Source organism: Bacillus sp. JNUCC-21 (assembly GCF_041222765.1).
In the GTDB taxonomy this organism is placed as follows: Bacteria; Bacillota; Bacilli; order Bacillales; family Bacillaceae; genus Bacillus; species Bacillus velezensis.
In genome coordinates this window covers 3,702,976-3,721,229 of record NZ_CP166019.1, presented here as the reverse complement: position 1 = coordinate 3,721,229, position 18,254 = coordinate 3,702,976, and the positions used below count along the sequence as shown (strand labels likewise).

At 47.2% G+C, this 18,254-nt stretch carries 18 protein-coding genes; 5 read left to right on the top strand and 13 right to left on the bottom strand.

The window, feature by feature from the left end; translation table 11 throughout:
• Positions 1 to 61: 61 nt before the first annotated feature.
• From JNUCC21_RS18850 to JNUCC21_RS18805, 10 genes are all read right to left on the bottom strand, one after another.
• Entirely contained in the window at positions 62 to 595 is a 534-nt protein-coding gene (locus JNUCC21_RS18850) for an SH3 domain-containing protein (RefSeq protein WP_059367678.1), read from the bottom strand.
• A 60-nt stretch (positions 596 to 655) separates the two neighbouring features.
• Positions 656 to 1,573 carry a ribose ABC transporter substrate-binding protein RbsB gene (rbsB, locus tag JNUCC21_RS18845; RefSeq protein ID WP_064108210.1) on the bottom strand — a complete coding sequence of 306 codons (918 nt, stop codon included), beginning with the start codon at positions 1,571 to 1,573 and terminating at the stop codon, positions 656 to 658.
• A 13-nt stretch (positions 1,574 to 1,586) separates the two neighbouring features.
• Positions 1,587 to 2,558 (bottom strand): ribose ABC transporter permease RbsC, encoded by a 972-nt coding sequence (gene rbsC / locus JNUCC21_RS18840; RefSeq protein ID WP_015240722.1) that lies wholly within the window; start codon positions 2,556 to 2,558, stop codon positions 1,587 to 1,589.
• On the bottom strand, positions 2,548 to 4,041 hold the full coding sequence (locus JNUCC21_RS18835) for a sugar ABC transporter ATP-binding protein (protein WP_369878403.1): 1,494 nt from the start codon (positions 4,039 to 4,041) through the stop codon (positions 2,548 to 2,550). The genes rbsC and JNUCC21_RS18835 overlap by 11 nt, the downstream gene beginning before the upstream one ends.
• 16 nt (positions 4,042 to 4,057) lie before the next feature.
• Entirely contained in the window at positions 4,058 to 4,453 is a 396-nt protein-coding gene (gene rbsD / locus JNUCC21_RS18830) for a D-ribose pyranase (RefSeq protein WP_007407521.1), read from the bottom strand.
• Positions 4,450 to 5,331, bottom strand: coding sequence for a ribokinase (gene rbsK, locus JNUCC21_RS18825; protein WP_369878402.1), 882 nt, complete (start codon positions 5,329 to 5,331; stop codon positions 4,450 to 4,452). Before rbsK ends, rbsD begins: the two co-directional genes overlap by 4 nt.
• Positions 5,324 to 6,313, bottom strand: a complete 990-nt coding sequence (locus JNUCC21_RS18820; protein ID WP_150941474.1) for a LacI family DNA-binding transcriptional regulator — start codon at positions 6,311 to 6,313, stop codon at positions 5,324 to 5,326. Before JNUCC21_RS18820 ends, rbsK begins: the two co-directional genes overlap by 8 nt.
• Before the next feature lie 93 nt (positions 6,314 to 6,406).
• Entirely contained in the window at positions 6,407 to 7,540 is a 1,134-nt protein-coding gene (locus JNUCC21_RS18815; protein WP_072589643.1) for a Ger(x)C family spore germination protein, read from the bottom strand.
• Positions 7,530 to 8,621, bottom strand: a complete 1,092-nt coding sequence (locus tag JNUCC21_RS18810) for an endospore germination permease (protein ID WP_369878401.1) — start codon at positions 8,619 to 8,621, stop codon at positions 7,530 to 7,532. Before JNUCC21_RS18810 ends, JNUCC21_RS18815 begins: the two co-directional genes overlap by 11 nt.
• Positions 8,611 to 10,080 carry a spore germination protein gene (locus tag JNUCC21_RS18805; RefSeq protein ID WP_369878400.1) on the bottom strand — a complete coding sequence of 490 codons (1,470 nt, stop codon included), beginning with the start codon at positions 10,078 to 10,080 and terminating at the stop codon, positions 8,611 to 8,613. The genes JNUCC21_RS18810 and JNUCC21_RS18805 overlap by 11 nt, the downstream gene beginning before the upstream one ends.
• A gap of 731 nt (positions 10,081 to 10,811) precedes the next feature.
• Here JNUCC21_RS18805 and pgsB point away from each other — a divergent pair.
• From pgsB to JNUCC21_RS18780, 5 genes are all read left to right on the top strand, one after another.
• Entirely contained in the window at positions 10,812 to 11,993 is a 1,182-nt protein-coding gene (pgsB, locus tag JNUCC21_RS18800) for a poly-gamma-glutamate synthase PgsB (protein ID WP_003151337.1), read from the top strand.
• Between the two features lie 14 nt (positions 11,994 to 12,007).
• Positions 12,008 to 12,457 carry a poly-gamma-glutamate biosynthesis protein PgsC gene (gene pgsC, locus JNUCC21_RS18795; protein ID WP_003151340.1) on the top strand — a complete coding sequence of 150 codons (450 nt, stop codon included), beginning with the start codon at positions 12,008 to 12,010 and terminating at the stop codon, positions 12,455 to 12,457.
• 18 nt (positions 12,458 to 12,475) lie between these two features.
• A complete protein-coding gene (locus tag JNUCC21_RS18790) occupies positions 12,476 to 13,624 on the top strand; it encodes a CapA family protein (RefSeq protein ID WP_015240714.1) in 1,149 nt (382 codons plus the stop codon).
• Positions 13,625 to 13,631: 7 nt separating this feature from the next.
• Complete coding sequence (locus JNUCC21_RS18785) at positions 13,632 to 13,793, top strand: hypothetical protein (RefSeq protein ID WP_003151344.1); 162 nt, start codon at positions 13,632 to 13,634, stop codon at positions 13,791 to 13,793.
• A gap of 150 nt (positions 13,794 to 13,943) precedes the next feature.
• A complete protein-coding gene (locus tag JNUCC21_RS18780) occupies positions 13,944 to 15,179 on the top strand; it encodes a C40 family peptidase (protein WP_015240713.1) in 1,236 nt (411 codons plus the stop codon).
• Positions 15,180 to 15,217: 38 nt separating this feature from the next.
• Here the strand turns inward: JNUCC21_RS18780 and JNUCC21_RS18775 are convergent, their stop codons facing one another.
• From JNUCC21_RS18775 to JNUCC21_RS18765, 3 genes are all read right to left on the bottom strand, one after another.
• The gene (locus tag JNUCC21_RS18775; protein ID WP_369878399.1) at positions 15,218 to 15,943 is read right to left on the bottom strand and encodes a hypothetical protein; all 726 of its coding nucleotides are present in this window, start codon (positions 15,941 to 15,943) and stop codon (positions 15,218 to 15,220) included.
• 105 nt (positions 15,944 to 16,048) lie between these two features.
• Positions 16,049 to 16,906: a Cof-type HAD-IIB family hydrolase gene (locus tag JNUCC21_RS18770; protein WP_025285373.1), complete on the bottom strand. Its 858-nt coding sequence runs from the start codon at positions 16,904 to 16,906 to the stop codon at positions 16,049 to 16,051.
• Between the two features lie 155 nt (positions 16,907 to 17,061).
• Positions 17,062 to 18,048, bottom strand: a complete 987-nt coding sequence (locus JNUCC21_RS18765; RefSeq protein ID WP_072589640.1) for an LCP family protein — start codon at positions 18,046 to 18,048, stop codon at positions 17,062 to 17,064.
• Positions 18,049 to 18,254: the final 206 nt, after the last annotated feature.

The following is an 18,254-nucleotide window of genomic DNA, read 5'->3' as shown; positions in this document are numbered from 1 at the left end:
TCTGACTGCTCAAGAAAGAAAAAACGGATTTCGCGCTGAATTTGCGAAATCCGTTTTGATATTATGTCAGTTTTTGCAGATCTTTTGTGCTGATATATCCCGTTGCGCCCCCGTAATCGACAAGCGCCCAGCCGAAGTCAATGCCGCCGTCGGCTGTCTTTTTCCATCCGAGGAAAGAAACGCTTGTGTTTTTAGCAAGGGAAGCTTTGACCGCTTGTTTGTCTGTATATACTTTTGTTTTTGCCGTTGTTTTTATGGTTGTTGCTTCTTTAACAATATAATGAGTAGATACAAATCCTGTTTTTCCGTTTTTATAATGTACTTTTGCCCAGTCAGCGTTCTGGAATGAAACGATCTTTAAGCTGTCGCCCAAATGAAGGGTATCAGCTCTCGGACTGGCTGCTGATGCTTTTGTTCTGACGTTCAATGCTTCCGCGGAAACGAGATAAGAGTCAAGCGGGTAGCTGTACAGATCGTCAATTTTGACCGCTTCCTGCGCGTGTGTCTCGGGAAGAGGCGTTATTCCGGCAGCTGAAGCCGCTGTTATTCCCGCTGCAAGGGTCAGAATGGATGCCGCTTTGGCTGTTTTCTTCATCTGTATCTCTCCTTTTACTTCATCCTTTCACGTTTTACCGGAAGTCTAAACATCGGCCGGTTATTTTTGTGTTTGAAGTTTCAATGGAGCGGAAATGGTTTTTTTGACTTTTTCTCCTTTGAGCACCTGCTCCGCCGCTTCGGCCGCCAGTTTTCCGATCAGCTCCGGCTGCTGGGCGACCGTGGCTGTCAGCTTTCCGTTTTTAATGGAAGAAATCGCATCTTTATTTCCGTCGAAACCGACGACCAAAATGTGTTTGCCCGAGCTGTTAATCGCTTCGAGCGCGCCGAGTGCCATTTCATCATTATGGGCGAACACGGCTTTAATATCCGGATGTCCCTGCAGCAGGTTTTCCATGACGGTCAATCCTTTTGTACGGTCAAAATCCGCCGCTTGCTTTGTTACGATATCCAGCTTTTTGTCGGCAATATGATGAAAGCCCGTTCCGCGTTCCCGTGTCGCGGATGCGCCCGGCACCCCTTGCAATTCCGCCACTTTGGCGCCTTTTCCGAGCTGATCGGCGAGGTAGTCAGCCGCCATTTCTCCTCCTTTGACATTGTCAGAGGCGACAAGCGTTTCGACTTTGCCGTGTTCGGCTGAACGATCAAGCGCAATGACGGGAATGCCGAGGGAATTTGCCGATTCGACGGCTGTTGAAATCGCTGATGAATCGGTCGGATTGATCAGCAGCGCATCGACTCCCTGCTGGATCAAATCTTCTACGTCATTTGACTGTTTAGATGAATCATTTTGAGCATCGACAATAATGACCTTCATGCCCCGTTTTTTGGCTTCCTTTACAACGCCTTCTTTTAATGAAACGAAGAACGGATTGTTCAATGTGGAGACGGAGAGCCCGATAGTGAATTCTTTTTTATGTTTTGTGTTTGACGGTTTTGCCCATTGTGGCGGTTCAAGTGAACAGGCGGACAGCAAAAACAGTGATAATGCCGCGATCGTGATGATGGCTTTCTTCATAATGGTCCTCCTACTATGCCGATTTTTTGCGGTCCAGCAGCACCGCGATTAAAATGACGATTCCTTTGACGACGAGCTGATAAAAAGATGATACGCCGAGAAGGTTCAAGCCGTTGTTCAGCGTACCGATAATCAAAACCCCGATCAGTGTACCGATGATGCGCCCTCGACCGCCGGACAGGCTCGTTCCGCCGAGAACGACCGCTGCGATGGCGTCCAGCTCGTATGATTCCCCGGCCGTCGGCTGTGCGGAATTTAAGCGTGATGTCAGAATCGCTCCCGCCAGCGCCGATAATAAACCTGTCAGAGAATAGATCATGATCTTGATGCGGGGCACTTTGATTCCCGATATCAGCGCCGCTTTCTCATTGCCGCCGATGGCGTATGTCCGGCGGCCGAACGGTGTTTTATGCAGAAGAACCCACAGGGCCGCAAATGCAATCAGCATCGTAATGGCAGGTACGGGAATGCCGAGAAAATAACCGCGCCCGAATAATTGAAATGCGTAACTTGAACCGAGCCCCGTAATCGGATTTCCGTCCGTATAGACGAGGGTCAGTCCGCGAAAGACGGTCATTGTCGCCAAAGTGGCGATGAACGGCGCCATTTTTCCTTTTGTGATTAATAATCCGTTTATCATGCCGAGTACGGCGCCGATTACGCAGCCGATGATGACGGCTAAGATCGGGTCGATGCCTGAGACCATCATACCTGCGACCAATGCGCTCGATAAGGCGAGGATGGCTCCGACAGAGAGATCAATGCCTCCCGTTAAAATGACAAACGTCATTCCGAATGCAATCAGAGCGTTAATCGCAACCTGCCGAAGAAGGTTGAGAATATTGAGGGGTTCAAGAAAACTCGGGTTTAAAACGGAAACGATCAGCACAAGAATCAGTAAGCCGAGAAACGGACCGAGTTTTTGCGTAAAGGTGTGAATGGAAAATCGCTTTTGTTCAGTTGATGTCATTGGTTCAGTTTTCATACTGCTGCCCTCCCGTGGCAAGTGTCATGATGTGTTCTTGTGTTGCTCCGGCCGCATTGATTTCTCCGCTGATGCGCCCTTCGTGGACGACGATGATTCTGTCACTCATGCCGAGAATTTCCGGCAGCTCGGAAGACACCATGATGATGGCGACTCCGCGATCGGTCAGTTCATTCATTAATGAATAGATTTCCCTTTTCGCGCCTACGTCGACGCCTCTTGTCGGTTCATCAAGGATGAGAACTTTCGGGCCGATTCCGATCCATTTGGCGATGACGACTTTTTGCTGATTTCCTCCTGATAAATGCCGGGCGGCGGTTTCCGGAGATGCGGTCTTAATGGTCAGACGCTTGATGAGCAGCTCAACGAACTCCGCCTCGCGTTTTCGGTCAATGATGCCTTTCGGAGAGAAGCTGGTCAGGTTCGGCAATGAGATATTTTCACGAATGGACGTATCCAGCAGCAGCCCTTCATCTTTGCGGTTCTCCGTAATCAGGCCGAGTCCCTTGCGGATGGCATCGTACGGACCCCGAATGCCGGTTTTTCGGCCGGAAATCCAGATCTCTCCGGAATCGAGCCTGTCAATTCCGAACAGCGCCCTCATGATTTCTGTCCGTCCGGCACCCATTAAGCCGGAAACGCCGAGGATTTCTCCGGCGCTCACATGGAAACTGATCTGTGAAAAGCTTCCTTTTTTTGAGGCGTTTTTCACTTCGAGCACCTTATCGCCGAGTGACGGCGTGCGAGTCGGATACCGATCGGTCAGCTCCCGCCCGACCATTTTTTTGACCACTTCATCAAAATTAGTGTCTTTCATATGCGCCGTATCGACAGTGAGGCCGTCCCGCATAATGGTGATCCGGTCGCAAATCGAAAATATCTCTTCCATTCGGTGCGAAATATAGACGATGGATACGCCGTCCCGCTTTAACGCCGTCATCACGTCAAATAGTTTGCTGATTTCCCGTTCGGTCAGCGCCGCGGTCGGTTCGTCCATAATAATGACTTCGGCGTTTGTCATCAGCGCTTTGGCAATCTCAATCATCTGCTGCTGTCCGACGGAACATTGTCCGGCTTCCCGGTCAAGAGGAAGAGAGACTCCCAGTTTTTCAAGCTGTGATTTTGCTAGCGCTTTCATTTTCTTCGTTTCCAAAACGCCGAACGCCGTCGTCAGCTCTTTGCCGATAAAAAGGTTTTCAAGCACCGTCATGTCCGGCCATATATTCAGTTCCTGATGGATAAAGGCAATTCCGTGCTTTTCGGCTTCCTTTGGAGTGGAGAAGCTCATATTTGTTCCGTTTATCGTAATGTTTCCCTTGTCGAGCCGGTAGAGCCCGGTGAGCAGATTCATTAACGTCGATTTGCCCGCTCCGTTTTCTCCCATTAAAGCGTGGATTTCTCCCGGCAGAAGCTCAAATGAGACGCCGGAGAGCACTTGGTTTTTGCCGAATGCTTTATGAATGTCTGTCATGCCGATGTGCATGCTGGATCCCTTCTTTCTAGAAAATCACACCCGCCTGCAGGATGCAGTTGGCGTATGGTGTCATTTCACCCGTCCGGATGACGGCTTTTGCTTTCTGTGTGAGCCGTTTGAATTCCTCGTGGGACATGTACTCGATCGTCTGCGCTGAGAAATGGCTTTCTATGAAACTTGCATTCTCAGGATTTGCGTCTTTGATCTCGGAAGCGGCGATCACCTTTTCGACTGCCATCTCCCCGGCTACCAGGCTGGTCACGTCCCGAAAGGCGGGAACGCCCGCCGTTAAGGACAAATCAATTTTAGGGACGCCGTCAGGGACGGGGAGACCCGCATCGGCGATTGCGATGAGGTCTGTATGCCCGAGATCAGCTAATACTTTGGCAATGTGGCTGTTTAACATTCCGTGTTTTTTCATGACAGCAGCTCCTCAACTTCTTTTCTGTCCGGCATGCCGCCTTGGGCCCCGAAGTGCTGCACGGACAGGGAGGCGGCGCGGTTGGCAAACAGGAGCGCTTGCTCAATGTCCCGTCCTTCCGCGAGTGCGACGGCAAGTGCTGCATTAAAGGTATCACCGGCTCCCGTCGTGTCGACCGCTTCTGCAGGGAAGGCGGGAACAAGCCGTTCCGCGGTGCCGTCTGAGTAGCGCACGCCTTGTTTTCCTTCGGTAATGAACAGTTTGCCGGGATAGCCGGCGAGCGCTTCTTCTTTCGTCCGGTCAGGAAATAAAATGGACGCTTCATGTTCGTTCGGCGTAAGATATGCGGCATCCTCAATCGTCGATTGTTTCAGCGGCCGGGCCGGCGCGGGATTCAGGATAACCGGAATTTGCTGCGCGCGGCAGTAGCTGCACACTGCTTCAACGGTTTCTTCAGGAATCTCCTGCTGGATCAGCACGATATCAATGCCGGGAAGTTTTGCTAGCGCACTTTTGGCATAATCGGGGGAGATGTCATCGTTTGCGCCTTTTACGACGACGATGCTGTTGTCTCCTTCTGCGAGCACAATATGAGCCGTTCCGCTTTTTTTATGTGTAACCGTTTCCATATGGTCCGTATTGACACCGTTTGCCTTCAGGTTTTCAATAATCGCTTTTCCGTAGCTGTCATTGCCTGCTTTTCCTACCATATATACGTTTGCGCCCAGGCGGGAAGCGGCTACGGCCTGATTTGCGCCTTTTCCTCCGGGCACGGTTTGAAAGTCTGTGCCCAGTACGGTTTCACCGGCTTTCGGACGCCGTTCAGATGTGACGACAAGATCCATAGAACAGCTTCCGATAACACAAATTTCACTCATGGTGATCATCCTTTCTCGTCGTTTGTCTTCTTATGTAAGTCACGGGCATTTGAATGGCCGTCTCTTTCGGCGGCTCTTTCTTTATCAATTGCAGCAGCAGGTTTGCTGCTTGTTTTCCCATCTCATATGCAGGCTGGCGGATGGTTGAAAGCGGCGGAAACAAAAGCCTGCTCTGCGGAATATCGTCGTATCCGATGATCTGAATCTCCTCCGGAACTTTTTTGCCGAGCCGCAGCGCCTCATGGAGGACGGCAGCCGCCGCAATGTCGTTGCTGGCAATGACTCCGTCGGTTTCAGGGTATGCTGCAAACAATTCTTCTGCTAAAATGGCGGCATCCTTGATGGAAAATGAAGCGGCGGAGATGACATTGAACTGCGCGTTCGCTTTTTGCAGCACATCAAGTGCGCCGTTAAAACGTTCCTGAGCGGTCGGAAGGTGGGCTGGGCCTTTGACAAGCGTGATGCTTGTGCTTTTGCCGCGAAGCATTTCCTCAGCCGCCCGTTTTCCGCCTGCCCGTCCGTCACTGAATACGGATGGGGCGCCTTCCTTTGTCCGGTCCAGAAATACGACCGGGTAAAGGCTGCCGCTGTATTCGGGAAGGTCGGGGTAATGGGTGGCCGCCAAAATACCGGCAACTTGATTTTGTTTAAATGTTTGCAGGTAGTCGAGTTCTTTTTCCAATTCTTCATCGCTGTTGCCGATGATCAGCCGGTATCCTTTCCTCTGCAACTCGTCTTCAGCGCCGCGGGCAAGCTGAGGGAAAAAGGGATTCGTAATATCTGGAAGCAAAAGCCCGACCAGTCTGGATTCTCTTTTATAAAGAGAGCGGGCAACTTCATTAGGATAATAATTCAGCTTCTCCATGGCAAGCATGACCTTCGTTCGTGTATCTTCATGCACGTAGCCGTTGTCATTGAGGACACGCGAGACCGTGGCAACAGAGACGCCGGCAGCGCCTGCGACATCTTTAATCGTTGCCAACAAACACTCCTCCTTCAACTATGTAACCGTTTACATAAAAAGAGTAACACGAATCATTTCGGTTGGCAACAAAAAAAGAGACCGCGGTCTCTTTTAGTTCACGATGCCGATTTGTGAGATACTCACTTTGATATCAGGGATTATCTCGATGGAAGGATAGACCCCACGCCAATTGAGCAGCTTGCCCCGCTCATAATAATGGGTTTGATATTTCCGGCCGATGCCGAGGATATCCGAGTTGTGCTCCTGAATATGGCTGATCACCGATCTGGCCTGGCTGTTCAAATTTGCTGAGGCTTGTTTGTTTATTTGGTCGATTGCCGTATAAGAATTCAGCTTGTCCTTTGGATATTCCAAGACGCGTGCATTCAGCTTTAAACGGATTTTCACTTTTATATGCTGCGGATCTGTATCTATAAATACAATCTTTCGCGTGGCATCCGTGATGCCGAGAGAAAGATAATTTTCAATATCCATTTTGTATTTGTCCCACAGCTTCAGATTAATATTAGCCGATTTATTAAATTGCCCGCTTAAAAGGGTCAGGAGGGTCGAATCCTGACCGAGCACCTCAGTCACTTTCCGCTGGCCGCTGAACAGGGCAGAACCCTCTACCTTTATCGTCTGTCCGTTAATCGATAAATAAGGAAGGGCGAAATCCTTATCAGCCGTCAGCATGCTTGAACGGATGGATTGCAAATTTTCCATGCTGATATTTGATTCCGCATTAGCGCTTGTTAATAAATTCGTTAAATACTTGCTGACGATCAATTTCTGCCGGACGATCAGCTTCAGCACTTCAATCGCCTCGCCGTCTTTTACAACCGCCGGATGAGCGAGAAGCGGGCTTTTCGGATCTCTGTAGAAGACATCGAGATAAGGAAAAAGCGGTTTTTCCGCCATTTTCTCACCGATTAATAAGACTCTTTGCTTGGACGTGTCAATGCGCTGATCGACAAGCTTATCCAATTGAAACCGCGCTTCACGGATGGTGTGCCCGGAAGCGCTGAGCACCGTCGTAATGAATGAGCCGCCCGTTTCCTGTTCCGCCTGGGAGGACTGAACCTTCCGATAGGTGATGCCGATTTTATTTTTACCGTCCTGATCAACATCAAGGCTTGCGGTCAGCACGAGAGAAATATCTTTCAGCAAATTTTGATCCCAGCAGCCCGCAAGTGTCAGGCTTGCGCACATGAGACTGATAAGAACCGCTTTTTTAATGCGCATGGCGGACACCCTTTTTGCGTACAAGGACAATCAATACCATAAACAACGGAAACAAATACACAAACACAATATCGGAAATGCGGAAAAACTGATCCAGCTGCTGTATCGTTTTATCTGTGCTTGTGGCCCAAATAGACAGAAGGAAGACGAGCAGGGCCAGCGGATAAACAAACCGGCTGTGGTCTTTTTGATTGAACAGCTTGGCAATGCCGGTGCTTGCCAAGTAAAACACGTTGGCCAGCGTTGAAAAGACGGTCACGAACCAAAACGTCAAAAAGAGCAGATCCGTCCGTTCGATAATTCTGAATGAAACGGTTTTTAACAGGTACAGCACAGGCTCCGGGATCATTTTTATTTCTTCGGGGCTGATTGTGACAAAGCAAGTAAGGGTGATATACAGGTAATAAAGGATAATCAAGATGTTTGAAATCGTCAGTATTTTGTAGCGCTGGCTGACGGTGCAGTTGATTAGGGGCCCGATCACGAGCGCCGCCTGAAAGCCGGTAATGCTGACAAGTGTTTGCTGCACCCCGGTAAGCATGTCTTTTGCGGTTCCGTGAAAAATCGGCATAATGTATGTGATATCGGCTTTTCCCAGCGTGTATAAAAGCGGCAGAGAGATCAGCAGCAAAAACGGCGTTAAAATAAAGCTGAACCTGGCGATCGCATTCAGCGGAGCCTGGGCGATATAGACAGAACCGAGGATCAGCATTAAGCTGACCACCCAATTCGGAGTCTGCGGGAGCACCCAGATATCCAATATCCGTGTAAATACAGAAAGAATGAGCGTGCAGAGAAACGCGAAATATAAAATATACAGCACCTGCACCCCTTTGCCGGTAAGTGTTCCGAACACCTCCTCCAGCATTTCGTACAGGTTCAGCTTCGGAAACCGGTGAAATAATATCATATACAGGCTGAATGTAAGCTGGACGAGCAATCCGGTAAGCAGAATGGAAATCCATCCGCTGCTTCCCGATCTCATCATCAGTAAATGGGGAAGCGCCAAAATGCCGATGCTGATCTGCGTCTGATTAATGAAAAACACGCCTTGAAGCGGGCTTATTTTTTTAGGCTTCATCTTTTCTCCACCCCCGAACATGTTTCATCTGCTTTGAGTCTTGCGGTCTCAAATAAAAAGGCCTTCTTTTAATAAACCAAGCCGGCAGCCGGATAAATGCATCCTTCAAGTCACTGAAATGAAACGGCGTCAGAGATGATAAATAAGGAACGCCGAGTGATTCAAGCTTGCACAGGTTCATCAGAATAAGCCCGAAGCCGAGTGCGATGCCGATAAAACCGAACGAGGATGCCAGAAACATAAGCGGAAATCTGAGCGTTCGGATGGACGTGCTCATTTCATATGAAGGAAGCACAAAAGAAGAAACAGCTGTAACGGCTACGACGATAATCATCATATTAGAAATGAGTCCCGCCTGAACGACTGCGTCACCGATCACGAGACCGCCGACAATGCCGATCGTCTGACTGATCGGTCTCGGCAGTCTGATACCGGCTTCGCGGATCAGTTCAATCGTAATTTCCATAATCATGGCTTCTATCAGCGGGGGAAAGGGAATATCAACAATCGAATTTTTCATGGTGATAATCAGATCGTTGGGAATGACTTCAAAATGAAACGCAATCAGCGCGATATAAAAAGCGGGCAGCGTAATCGCGATCATAAAGGCGAAAAATCTCAGCACTCTTAAAAAACTGGCGGAAATCCATCTCGTGCTGTAGTCGTCCGGAGATTGAAAAAAGGAAAAGAATGTGATCGGCGCAATCAAAGCCGACGGACTCCCGTCCATCATGATCAGTACACAGCCTTCCATTACGCATGCTTTTGCTTTATCCGGCCGTTCCGTATGAATGATCTGCGGAAAAATGGAAAACGAATTATCTTCTATTGATTCCTCGATAATCCCGGGCGCAAGCACGCTGTCTATACGCAAGTATGACAGGCGCCGCTTCACTTCCTCCACAATCTCCGGATTGGCGATATTCTCAACAAAGATAACCGCAACCTTTGATTTGGCTCTTTCCCCGATATCCATATAATGAACGGAGAGATGGCGGTCCTGTATGTGAAACCGCAGCTGATGAATGTTCGTTTCCAAACTTTCCACAAACCCGTCATGGGCGCCGCGGACGATACTTTCAGATTCGGGTTCCATAATGGAACGCAGCGGATTCTGCCCGACGGAAAACAGCTTCGCTTTCCTCGATGCATCGCTGAGAAAAACAACCTGGCCTGCCAAAATCCCGTCAATGAGTTTTCTGGTTTCATCCGTTTCCGCACTGCTGACGGCATTCATCGTTTCCTCAAGCGGGCCGTTCTGCATGGTGTCGCTTAACAGAAACTCATTCAGCTTCTGTTCTTCTATCATTTGTTCAATATAAAAGAAAGCGGTATGACGGTCCTGCAGTTTGATCCTTCGTATTTTAAAATCACCGCAAACACACATCAGCTCCTGCATTTCCCGTACAGCCGATTCAAAATCGCCGGGAATCCGTTTGTTTTGTTTATCCGCAGACATCAGACCGCCTCCTTTCCCGGTTATCTGTAGTTTTCAGCGGGTATTCCTTTTTTATGCATTTTATAAAATAGAGGAGCTCCTCGATGTTTTACCAAGAACTTCACATTTATGGATGAATATTTCTTGAACGAATATAAAGATTTATTAAAATTATTTCAAAAGAGGGATAAATGTCCTGTAAATGGTTTAAAAGGAGAAAGGCTTTCCGCATATAAAATGTGTATTTCTTGTAAACACTCCGGACCCGTCTTATTCTGTGATGTACCAGTCATTCCGCTAGTTATTTTGGAATGGGACTGAAAGCAGGATGCGGGGGAAAAATGAATGACTTTAAGACCTTATCCTTAACAAAACAGGCAGTCTGCACACAGCGGACAGAGAGTCCCGAAACGTATGCGCAGTGCGAAAAACGCTGATACAAGCGGGCTGGAAAAGATGGATTATCATTACATCTTTTTCTTCCGGAACGCGAATAGTTCCATTGGTCCAAATGAATTTCTGCGCGAAAATGTAAACGCATTCATTTTTCTTTTGAAAAATTGAAGTAAGGTTGAAGTCCTGCCTATTCCCAAAAAAAGCAATTCGATAATAGGAAGAATAGCGTCACTAATAGAGAAGTTTGGCTCAGTGAAAGCGGGAAGATTATGTTACATAATGCCGATTGAGAATTCATAGTGAAGCTATATACTGATGAATGAATTTATCAATACAGAAGGAGATGTCAAAAATCAATGTGGTTACTCATTATAGCCTGTGCTGCCGTACTAATCATCGGAATCATTGAAAAAAGGCGGCATCAGAAGAATATCGATGCTCTGCCAGTACGCGTCAATATTAATGGTATCCGCGGAAAGTCAACCGTAACGAGGCTGACGACCGGAATACTGATGGAGGCGGGCTACAAAACAGTCGGAAAAACGACGGGAACAGATGCAAGGATGATCTATTGGGATACACCTGAGGAGAAACCGATCAAACGGAAACCGCAGGGCCCGAATATCGGCGAGCAAAAAGAAGTAATGAAGGAAACCGTAGAACGGGGCGCCAATGCCATTGTCAGTGAATGTATGGCGGTAAACCCGGATTATCAGATTATCTTTCAGGAAGAACTCCTTCAAGCCAACATCGGCGTCATCGTGAATGTGCTTGAAGACCATATGGACGTCATGGGGCCGACGCTTGATGAAATCGCTGAAGCATTTACCGCGACGATACCGTATAACGGTCACCTTGTCATTACAGACAGTGAATACACAGACTTCTTTAAAGAAAAAGCCGCAGAGCGGAATACCGAGGTCATTATTGCGGATAACTCTAAAATTACAGATGAATACCTTCGAAAATTTGAATATATGGTCTTTCCTGATAACGCTTCCCTTGCGCTCGGCGTTGCCCAGGCTCTTGGGATAGATGAAGAAACGGCGTTTAAAGGAATGCTGAATGCGCCGCCTGATCCTGGCGCCATGAGAATCCTGCCGCTGCTCAGCACGAAGGAGCCCGGTCATTTCGTAAACGGCTTTGCCGCAAATGATGCATCTTCTACTTTAAATATATGGAAACGTGTAAAGGAAATCGGCTACCCGACAGATGAACCGATCGTTATCATGAACTGCCGCGCCGACCGTGTGGACAGAACGATTCAGTTCGCAAACGACGTGCTTCCGTACATTAAAACGAAGGAACTCATACTCATCGGCGAGACGACAGAACCGATCGTCAGAGCTTATGAAGAAGGCAAGATTCCTGCCGATACACTGCACGATCTGGAATATAAATCAACAGACGAAATCATGGACGTGCTGAAAACAAGAATGCAAAACCGTGTCATATATGGCGTCGGCAATATCCACGGTTCAGCGGAACCATTAATTGAAAAAATTCAAGAGTATAAGGTGAAACAGCTCGTTAGCTAGGAGGAAAAGGATAAATGTTCGGATCAGATTTATACATCTCACTTATTTTAGGCGTGTTAATCAGTTTAATTTTCGCGGAAAAAACAGGTATCGTACCAGCCGGTTTAGTCGTGCCGGGTTATTTAGGGCTCGTTTTTAACCAGCCGGTCTTTATTTTACTCGTATTGTTAGTGAGTCTTCTTACATACGTGATCGTCAAATACGGTTTATCCAGATTTATGATTTTGTACGGACGCAGAAAATTCGCAGCTATGCTGATAACGGGAATCTGCTTAAAAATCGCCCTTGATTTCCTTTACCCGATCGTACCGTTTGAGATATCAGAATTCCGCGGAATCGGTATCATCGTACCGGGTCTGATCGCCAATACCATTCAGAAACAGGGATTAACGATTACATTTGCCAGCACGCTGTTCTTAAGCGGCGCAACTTTTGCCATTATGTTTGCTTACTACTTAATCTAATGTAAGGTGTGTCAAACGATGAAAAAACAATTAAGCTTTCAAGAAAAACTGCTGAAGCTGACCAAACAGCAGAAAAAGAAGACCAATCTTCACGTTTTTATCGCGCTGCCGATCGTCTTTTGCCTGATGTTCGTCTGCATCCTGACAGGGAAGGCGGAAACGCCGAGTGTGAAAAGAAATGCCGATGACCTTGTATCTGCCTCATTCGTCGGAGATATTATGATGGGCCGGAATGTCGAGAAAGTGACAAAGCATAAAGGCACGGAAAGTGTCTTCCGTTACGCACAGCCATTCTTCGAAGCATCCGACTATGTGTCGGGGAACTTTGAAAACCCGGTTACATATAAAAAGAACTACAAAGAAGCAGAAAAAAATATCCACCTTCAGTCAAACAAAGATGCCGTAAAAGTATTGAAGGACATGAATTTCACCGTTCTCACGGCAGCCAACAACCATGCGATGGATTACGGCCCTCAGGGAATGCGGGATACGGTTGAAGAGTTTTCAAAGCAAAATCTTGAACTTGTCGGCGCGGGCCTCACGCTGAAGGAAGCCGAGCAGAACATTTCTTATCAAGATGTAAACGGAATCAAAATCGCAACACTGGGTTTCACTGATGTTTCCGGAAAAGGCTTTGCAGCTAAACGAAATGCGCCGGGTGTGCTTCCGGCCGATCCAGAGCTGTTTATTCCGATGATTTCTAAAGCCAAAAAGAAAGCCGATCTTGTCATTGTTCAAACACACTGGGGACAGGAATACGATAATGATCCGAATGACAGACAGCGCCAATTGGCAAGAGCAATGTCAGATGCCGGAGCGGATATTATCGTCGGACACCATCCGCACGTGCTAGAACCGATCGAAATGTACCACGGCACCGTTATTTTCTACAGCCTGGGCAACTTCGTATTCGACCAGGGGTGGACAAGAACGAGAGACACGGCGCTTGTTCAATATCATCTGCAGAAAAACGGCACGGGACGCTTTGAAGTCACGCCGATGAATATTCATGAAGCAACACCTGCACCGGTTAAAAAAGGCAGCATCAATCATAAAACGATCGTACGTGAACTGACGAAAGAATCGAATTTCGATTGGAGCGTCAAGGATGGAAAATTAACGTTTGATGTGGATCACAGCGATATCTTAAAAAAGAAAGCGGAGTGAAAAACAAATGAAAATCATTAAAGCGGGATGGCCGTTTGCCGCGATCATTATGGTATTTATGTTTATGTCAGCGTTTAAATACAATGATCAGCTCACAGATCAGGAAAAACAAAAAATTGACACGGAAATGCAAAAGATTCAGCAAGAGGACACAGCGGGCGCAAAATAAGCGCATGATTCCGCTTGCCGGCATATTGTTTGTTCCGAAGCCAGTAAAGAATGCCCATATCGGGCATTCTTTTTTTGTGTGCTCTCCTAAACATTTGTTAAAAGTTACCGATGTAAAAACTACTAAAAATGAGGAGAGTGAATAGAAAACATGCTCACAAGCTGGAGGAAGTACATCCTTGCCGGCCTTATGATTTGTCTTGTGGCACCCGCAGTAACGAGAACGGAAATTGCTGAAGCGGATTCTCAAGTTTCTGTCCTGATGGTTTCAGACGCGCAAAAACTTGTCGGAAATAAATATGTTTACGGAGGCGAAGAGCCTGAGGACGGTTTTGATCCGTCCGGATTGATGCATTATCTTTTCAGCAGGCAGAACATCCATCTGCCGAGAACGGTAAGTGATCAATGGAAAGTCGGAACCGCCGTCAAAGAAAATGACCTTTTACCGGGAGATCTTGTGTTTTTCAAAAAGTCAGATTCAACACAAAACGCGCCCGTCCATGACGGTCTTTATATCGGAAACGGAGAGATGATACACAGTTCTCCGTCAGAAGGCGTAACCGTCACACGGTTTCAAAAAAGCAGTTATTGGATGAATTTATATCTTGGCGCAAAGCGGATTACAAAAGATCCGGAACTGGCTGATGACCCGATCGTTCAGGAGGCAGCCCGTTACCTCGACATTCCGTATGTATTCGGCGGAAGCACGCCCGAGGAGGGATTCGACTGTTCGGGGCTGGTCCAATATGTTTTTGAAAACAAGCTTCACATTTACCTGCCGAGATCAGCGGAACAGCAGTGGCTGGTCGGTGAGAAAATTAAACTGAGCGGCATAAAGCCCGGGGACGTGATTTATTTCAGCGACACGTATAAAAAAGGAATTTCCCATGCGGGCATTTATGCGGGAGAGGGAAGGTTCATCCAAGCAAGCCGCTCCGAAAAAGTCACCATTTCTTACTTGTCGGAAGATTACTGGAAAAAACATTTTACAGGTGTGCGCCGATTCAGCAATTTAGCCATTTCTAAAGAAAATCCCGTTGTGTCCACAGCGGCCGATCATATCGGAATTTCTTATCTGAAAGGCGGCGTTTCACCGGAAACCGGCTTTGATACGGCGGGATTTGTTCAATACATCTATCAAAAAGCGAAAGGAATCAGCCTGCCGCGTTATGCGGACAAGCAGATGCAGGCGGGCGTTCCGGTCGATAAACAAGATCTGAAGCCCGGCGATCTGGTCTTCTTTAAAGCGGAAAGCCTGAATCCGGCCATTTATATCGGGAACGGACAAGTGATTCATGTCACCGTGTCCGCAGGCGTTACCATAACAAATATGAACACAAGCGCTTATTGGAAGGACAAGTATGCGGGCGGCATCCGGCTTCCGTAAAAAAAGACGTCAGAGAGTGTCTCTGACGTCTTTTTCTTTTACCATTTCGGCGCTCTGTATCCGGCCGCTACCGCATCCTCTACGGAACAGAACATTTCCGCGGGATCTGTCGTCCGGTCGTAGTATGTACTTCCCGGCGTGTGATAAATGCCGTTCCGGCTGCCTTTAATGTCGCATCCCTGTGAGGTGCCGGCTGCTTTCGTTTCGGCATGTCCGCCGGAGGAAGGGGCGTTGTTTTGCGCCGTTTCCGCGTTTTCGGATGTTTTTGTTTCTGCTTTCTGCCGCTTTAAAGTTTTATTTTCTGACTGAAGCGTTTCAGCGGTCTTTTCGAGCTTCTTTTGTGAATTTTTAAATGTCTCATTGTCTTGTTTGAGTGATTTGTTTGTTTTTTTCAGCTCGCTTATCTCTTGGCTGAGTTTGCTGAGTTTTTCTTCATTGCCGGCTTCGGCTTCGGATTTCTCCTTTTCGGCCGCGGCACTGATGCTTTCATATTTTTTCTCAAGCGCCTGGTGTTCCTTCGTCAATTTTTGATAAGCGGTATCAAGGGTGCTGTATTTCTCCTCTGCCTTCACGGCCGAGGCGTCCGGCTCTGCGAGGGAGGCGCCGGTCAGAAGCAGGATAAATCCGCCGATGAGAAGGGGCCAAAACAGCTTTTTTGAAAAACGTTTTTCTTTTTTGGCAGCTTTGCATATGAGGTGGAATATTCCGTATCCGACTGCGCAGAGAAAAGCTAAACATCCTATAATAGCGATTGCATTCGACATCATGAAACTCCTTTTTTCTTCATCTTACAATTTATTTTCATTTTTGGGAATTTCTTTTTTGGAAAACGTGAAAAGCCAGGCCGTGAAAGACCTGGCTTTTTCCTTTTATTGATCGTTGTCGAGAAGCCGGTTGATGAAATATGCGACGCCGTTTTCATCGTTGCTTTTTGTAATATACGTGCTTTTTTCCTTCAGTTCATCAATCGCATTGCCCATGGCGATGCGGTTTCCCGCCGCTTCAAACATGGAGAAATCATTCGGGCTGTCGCCGATGGCGTAAATATCCTGTTTTTCAATTCCGTACAGTGAGGCAAGCTCCGTCAGAGCACGTCCCTTTCCGGAACCGGCAGGGAGGATTTCGATAATGTGTTTTCCGGAAGATGTCTGGGATAATTTCGGATGATGTGTAATTTCTTCTTTGGCGTTTCTCAGTTTTTCCATATCAAAAGAGAAACAAAGAAGCTTGTAAACATGTTCGTCTCCGTTAAAAATCGCCTGTATATCCTGTACGGGTTTAATGCCGAATTGTTTGAACTGCGTCTTTGCGCCCTCCCATAATGTCTGAATATCTTCCTTGGGATTGGCGCTTTTCAGAATATCCAGTTCTGCCTGCAGTTTGGACTCGCCGTCAAATGGGGACAGCAGATGATCATCTGTATAGACCTCAAAGTAAATGTCTTTGTCCGTTAAATAAGCGGCGATATCCTTCCCGGCCTGCTGATCCATTAAGAGCCGGCTGACGGAGCGGTATCCTTTGTCATGGACTGTCCCGCCGTTTGCCGCAATGATCGGAATATCCAAATCTTTTAAGAGCGCTTTTACATCAAACGTAGCTCTGCCCGTGCAGATGGCCACGAGAATGCCCGCTTCATCCGCTCTTTGTAAAGCCGCTCTGTTTTCCGGAGAAATCACACTGTCCGAGTTCAGTAATGTGCCGTCTAAGTCAATGGCTATCAATTTCATATGTATGGATGCCCTCCTTAAAAATAAAGCTGCTTCATGTAGTATGTTCAGCTTTGTGCGAAATCAGCAGAAAGCCTTCAGTTAAAAGGCTATACCTTCATGTCCTTTTTTTCAACAGAAAAACGGCGGGGTTTCTAAAACCCCGCCGTGACGTCTTACGCGTCTAAATCATTTTTTAATTTTGTTTTTACTTCTTGAAGGTTTTCCTCATTCAGCTTGAAGTAATAAATATTTTTGCCGTACTGAGGAGTGTAAATATAGCTGTCTGAACCTGTCAGCTGCAAAGAATCCACCGATTTCAGCGATGTGATAAACGGGAACAGACCTATGGCGTCATTAAGAGATAAGTTCATTTTTAAGTTTTTCCCTAAGCTGTCGACGATATCGTCATAAGATGGGATCGAGCTTAACGATTTAGATTTTTTAATAATGGCGCTCAGCACTTCCATCTGTCTTTGTCCGCGCATCAGATCGGTGTCCGCTTTGCGTGTTCTTACATAAGCCAGTGCCTGCTCACCGTCAAGCGTCTGGACGCCCGGCTTCAGCACGACTTTTCCTTTTGTATCGACTTTAATACGATCGGCAATAGTCTGGCTTTTCACATTTACCGTAACGCCGTTCAACTCATTGACGACATCGCGGAACGCGTCGAAGTTGCTCTCAACCACATAATCTACCGGAATATCAAGCATGTTTTCTACTGTTTTATAAGTTAAATTATAACCGCCGTAAGCATGTGCGTGCGCGAATTTGTCATAGCCGTGTCCCGGGATGTTGACATAGGAATCCCGCGGAATGCTGAGCATCGTCGCTGTTTTCTTTTTCCGGTTGAAGGTGACGAGCACGTTGGCGTCACTTCTTGCGTCATCTACTGATTCGCCCTTATTGTCACGGGCGTCTATTCCTAAAAGCAATACGGTGAAAGAATCCTTCTTCGGGTCAAATTCTTTGATCCGTTTTACGGACTGGTCGCCGCGGTCAAGGCTGACGTGCGCTTCTTTGGTCGCATTATTCAATTTCACAAATGCGTAGGTGCCGACGGAACCGGCGATCACCAATAAGAAAGCGGCGAATACCAGTACAAATTTCACCCATTTTCTGAGGCGTCTTTTCTTTTTTCTGCGTTGAGATCGTTCTTCCATATCATTACCTCTCGTTTCTATTCTTTGTGAAGCGTACCATAATTGTTGACTTGGAGCAACTCTGCAAATGAGAAAATTCCAAATCTTTCTCTCTATTTCGACAACATCTACTGTTATTTTTGCATCAGGTTCACATTATATTGGACGGCAGGAAGCGGGAAATGTTTCGTCGCTTTGTAAAAAATAATTAGTAAAATAATGGATAT

Bases quoted from the DNA above. Each gene is read 5' to 3' on its own strand.
- JNUCC21_RS18770 (WP_025285373.1), bottom strand. From the start codon at position 16,906: ATGAAATTGATAGCCATTGACTTAGACGGCACATTACTGAACTCGGAC.
- JNUCC21_RS18835 (WP_369878403.1), bottom strand. From the start codon at position 4,041: ATGCACATCGGCATGACAGACATTCATAAAGCATTCGGCAAAAACCAA.
- JNUCC21_RS18790 (WP_015240714.1), top strand. From the start codon at position 12,476: ATGAAAAAACAATTAAGCTTTCAAGAAAAACTGCTGAAGCTGACCAAA.
- rbsK (WP_369878402.1), bottom strand. From the start codon at position 5,331: ATGAGTGAAATTTGTGTTATCGGAAGCTGTTCTATGGATCTTGTCGTC.
- JNUCC21_RS18765 (WP_072589640.1), bottom strand. From the start codon at position 18,048: ATGGAAGAACGATCTCAACGCAGAAAAAAGAAAAGACGCCTCAGAAAA.
- JNUCC21_RS18805 (WP_369878400.1), bottom strand. From the start codon at position 10,080: ATGTCTGCGGATAAACAAAACAAACGGATTCCCGGCGATTTTGAATCG.
- JNUCC21_RS18775 (WP_369878399.1), bottom strand. From the start codon at position 15,943: ATGTCGAATGCAATCGCTATTATAGGATGTTTAGCTTTTCTCTGCGCA.
- rbsC (WP_015240722.1), bottom strand. From the start codon at position 2,558: ATGAAAACTGAACCAATGACATCAACTGAACAAAAGCGATTTTCCATT.
- pgsC (WP_003151340.1), top strand. From the start codon at position 12,008: ATGTTCGGATCAGATTTATACATCTCACTTATTTTAGGCGTGTTAATC.
- JNUCC21_RS18780 (WP_015240713.1), top strand. From the start codon at position 13,944: ATGCTCACAAGCTGGAGGAAGTACATCCTTGCCGGCCTTATGATTTGT.
- pgsB (WP_003151337.1), top strand. From the start codon at position 10,812: ATGTGGTTACTCATTATAGCCTGTGCTGCCGTACTAATCATCGGAATC.
- JNUCC21_RS18785 (WP_003151344.1), top strand. From the start codon at position 13,632: ATGAAAATCATTAAAGCGGGATGGCCGTTTGCCGCGATCATTATGGTA.
- JNUCC21_RS18815 (WP_072589643.1), bottom strand. From the start codon at position 7,540: ATGCGCATTAAAAAAGCGGTTCTTATCAGTCTCATGTGCGCAAGCCTG.
- JNUCC21_RS18850 (WP_059367678.1), bottom strand. From the start codon at position 595: ATGAAGAAAACAGCCAAAGCGGCATCCATTCTGACCCTTGCAGCGGGA.
- rbsB (WP_064108210.1), bottom strand. From the start codon at position 1,573: ATGAAGAAAGCCATCATCACGATCGCGGCATTATCACTGTTTTTGCTG.
- JNUCC21_RS18810 (WP_369878401.1), bottom strand. From the start codon at position 8,621: ATGAAGCCTAAAAAAATAAGCCCGCTTCAAGGCGTGTTTTTCATTAAT.
- rbsD (WP_007407521.1), bottom strand. From the start codon at position 4,453: ATGAAAAAACACGGAATGTTAAACAGCCACATTGCCAAAGTATTAGCT.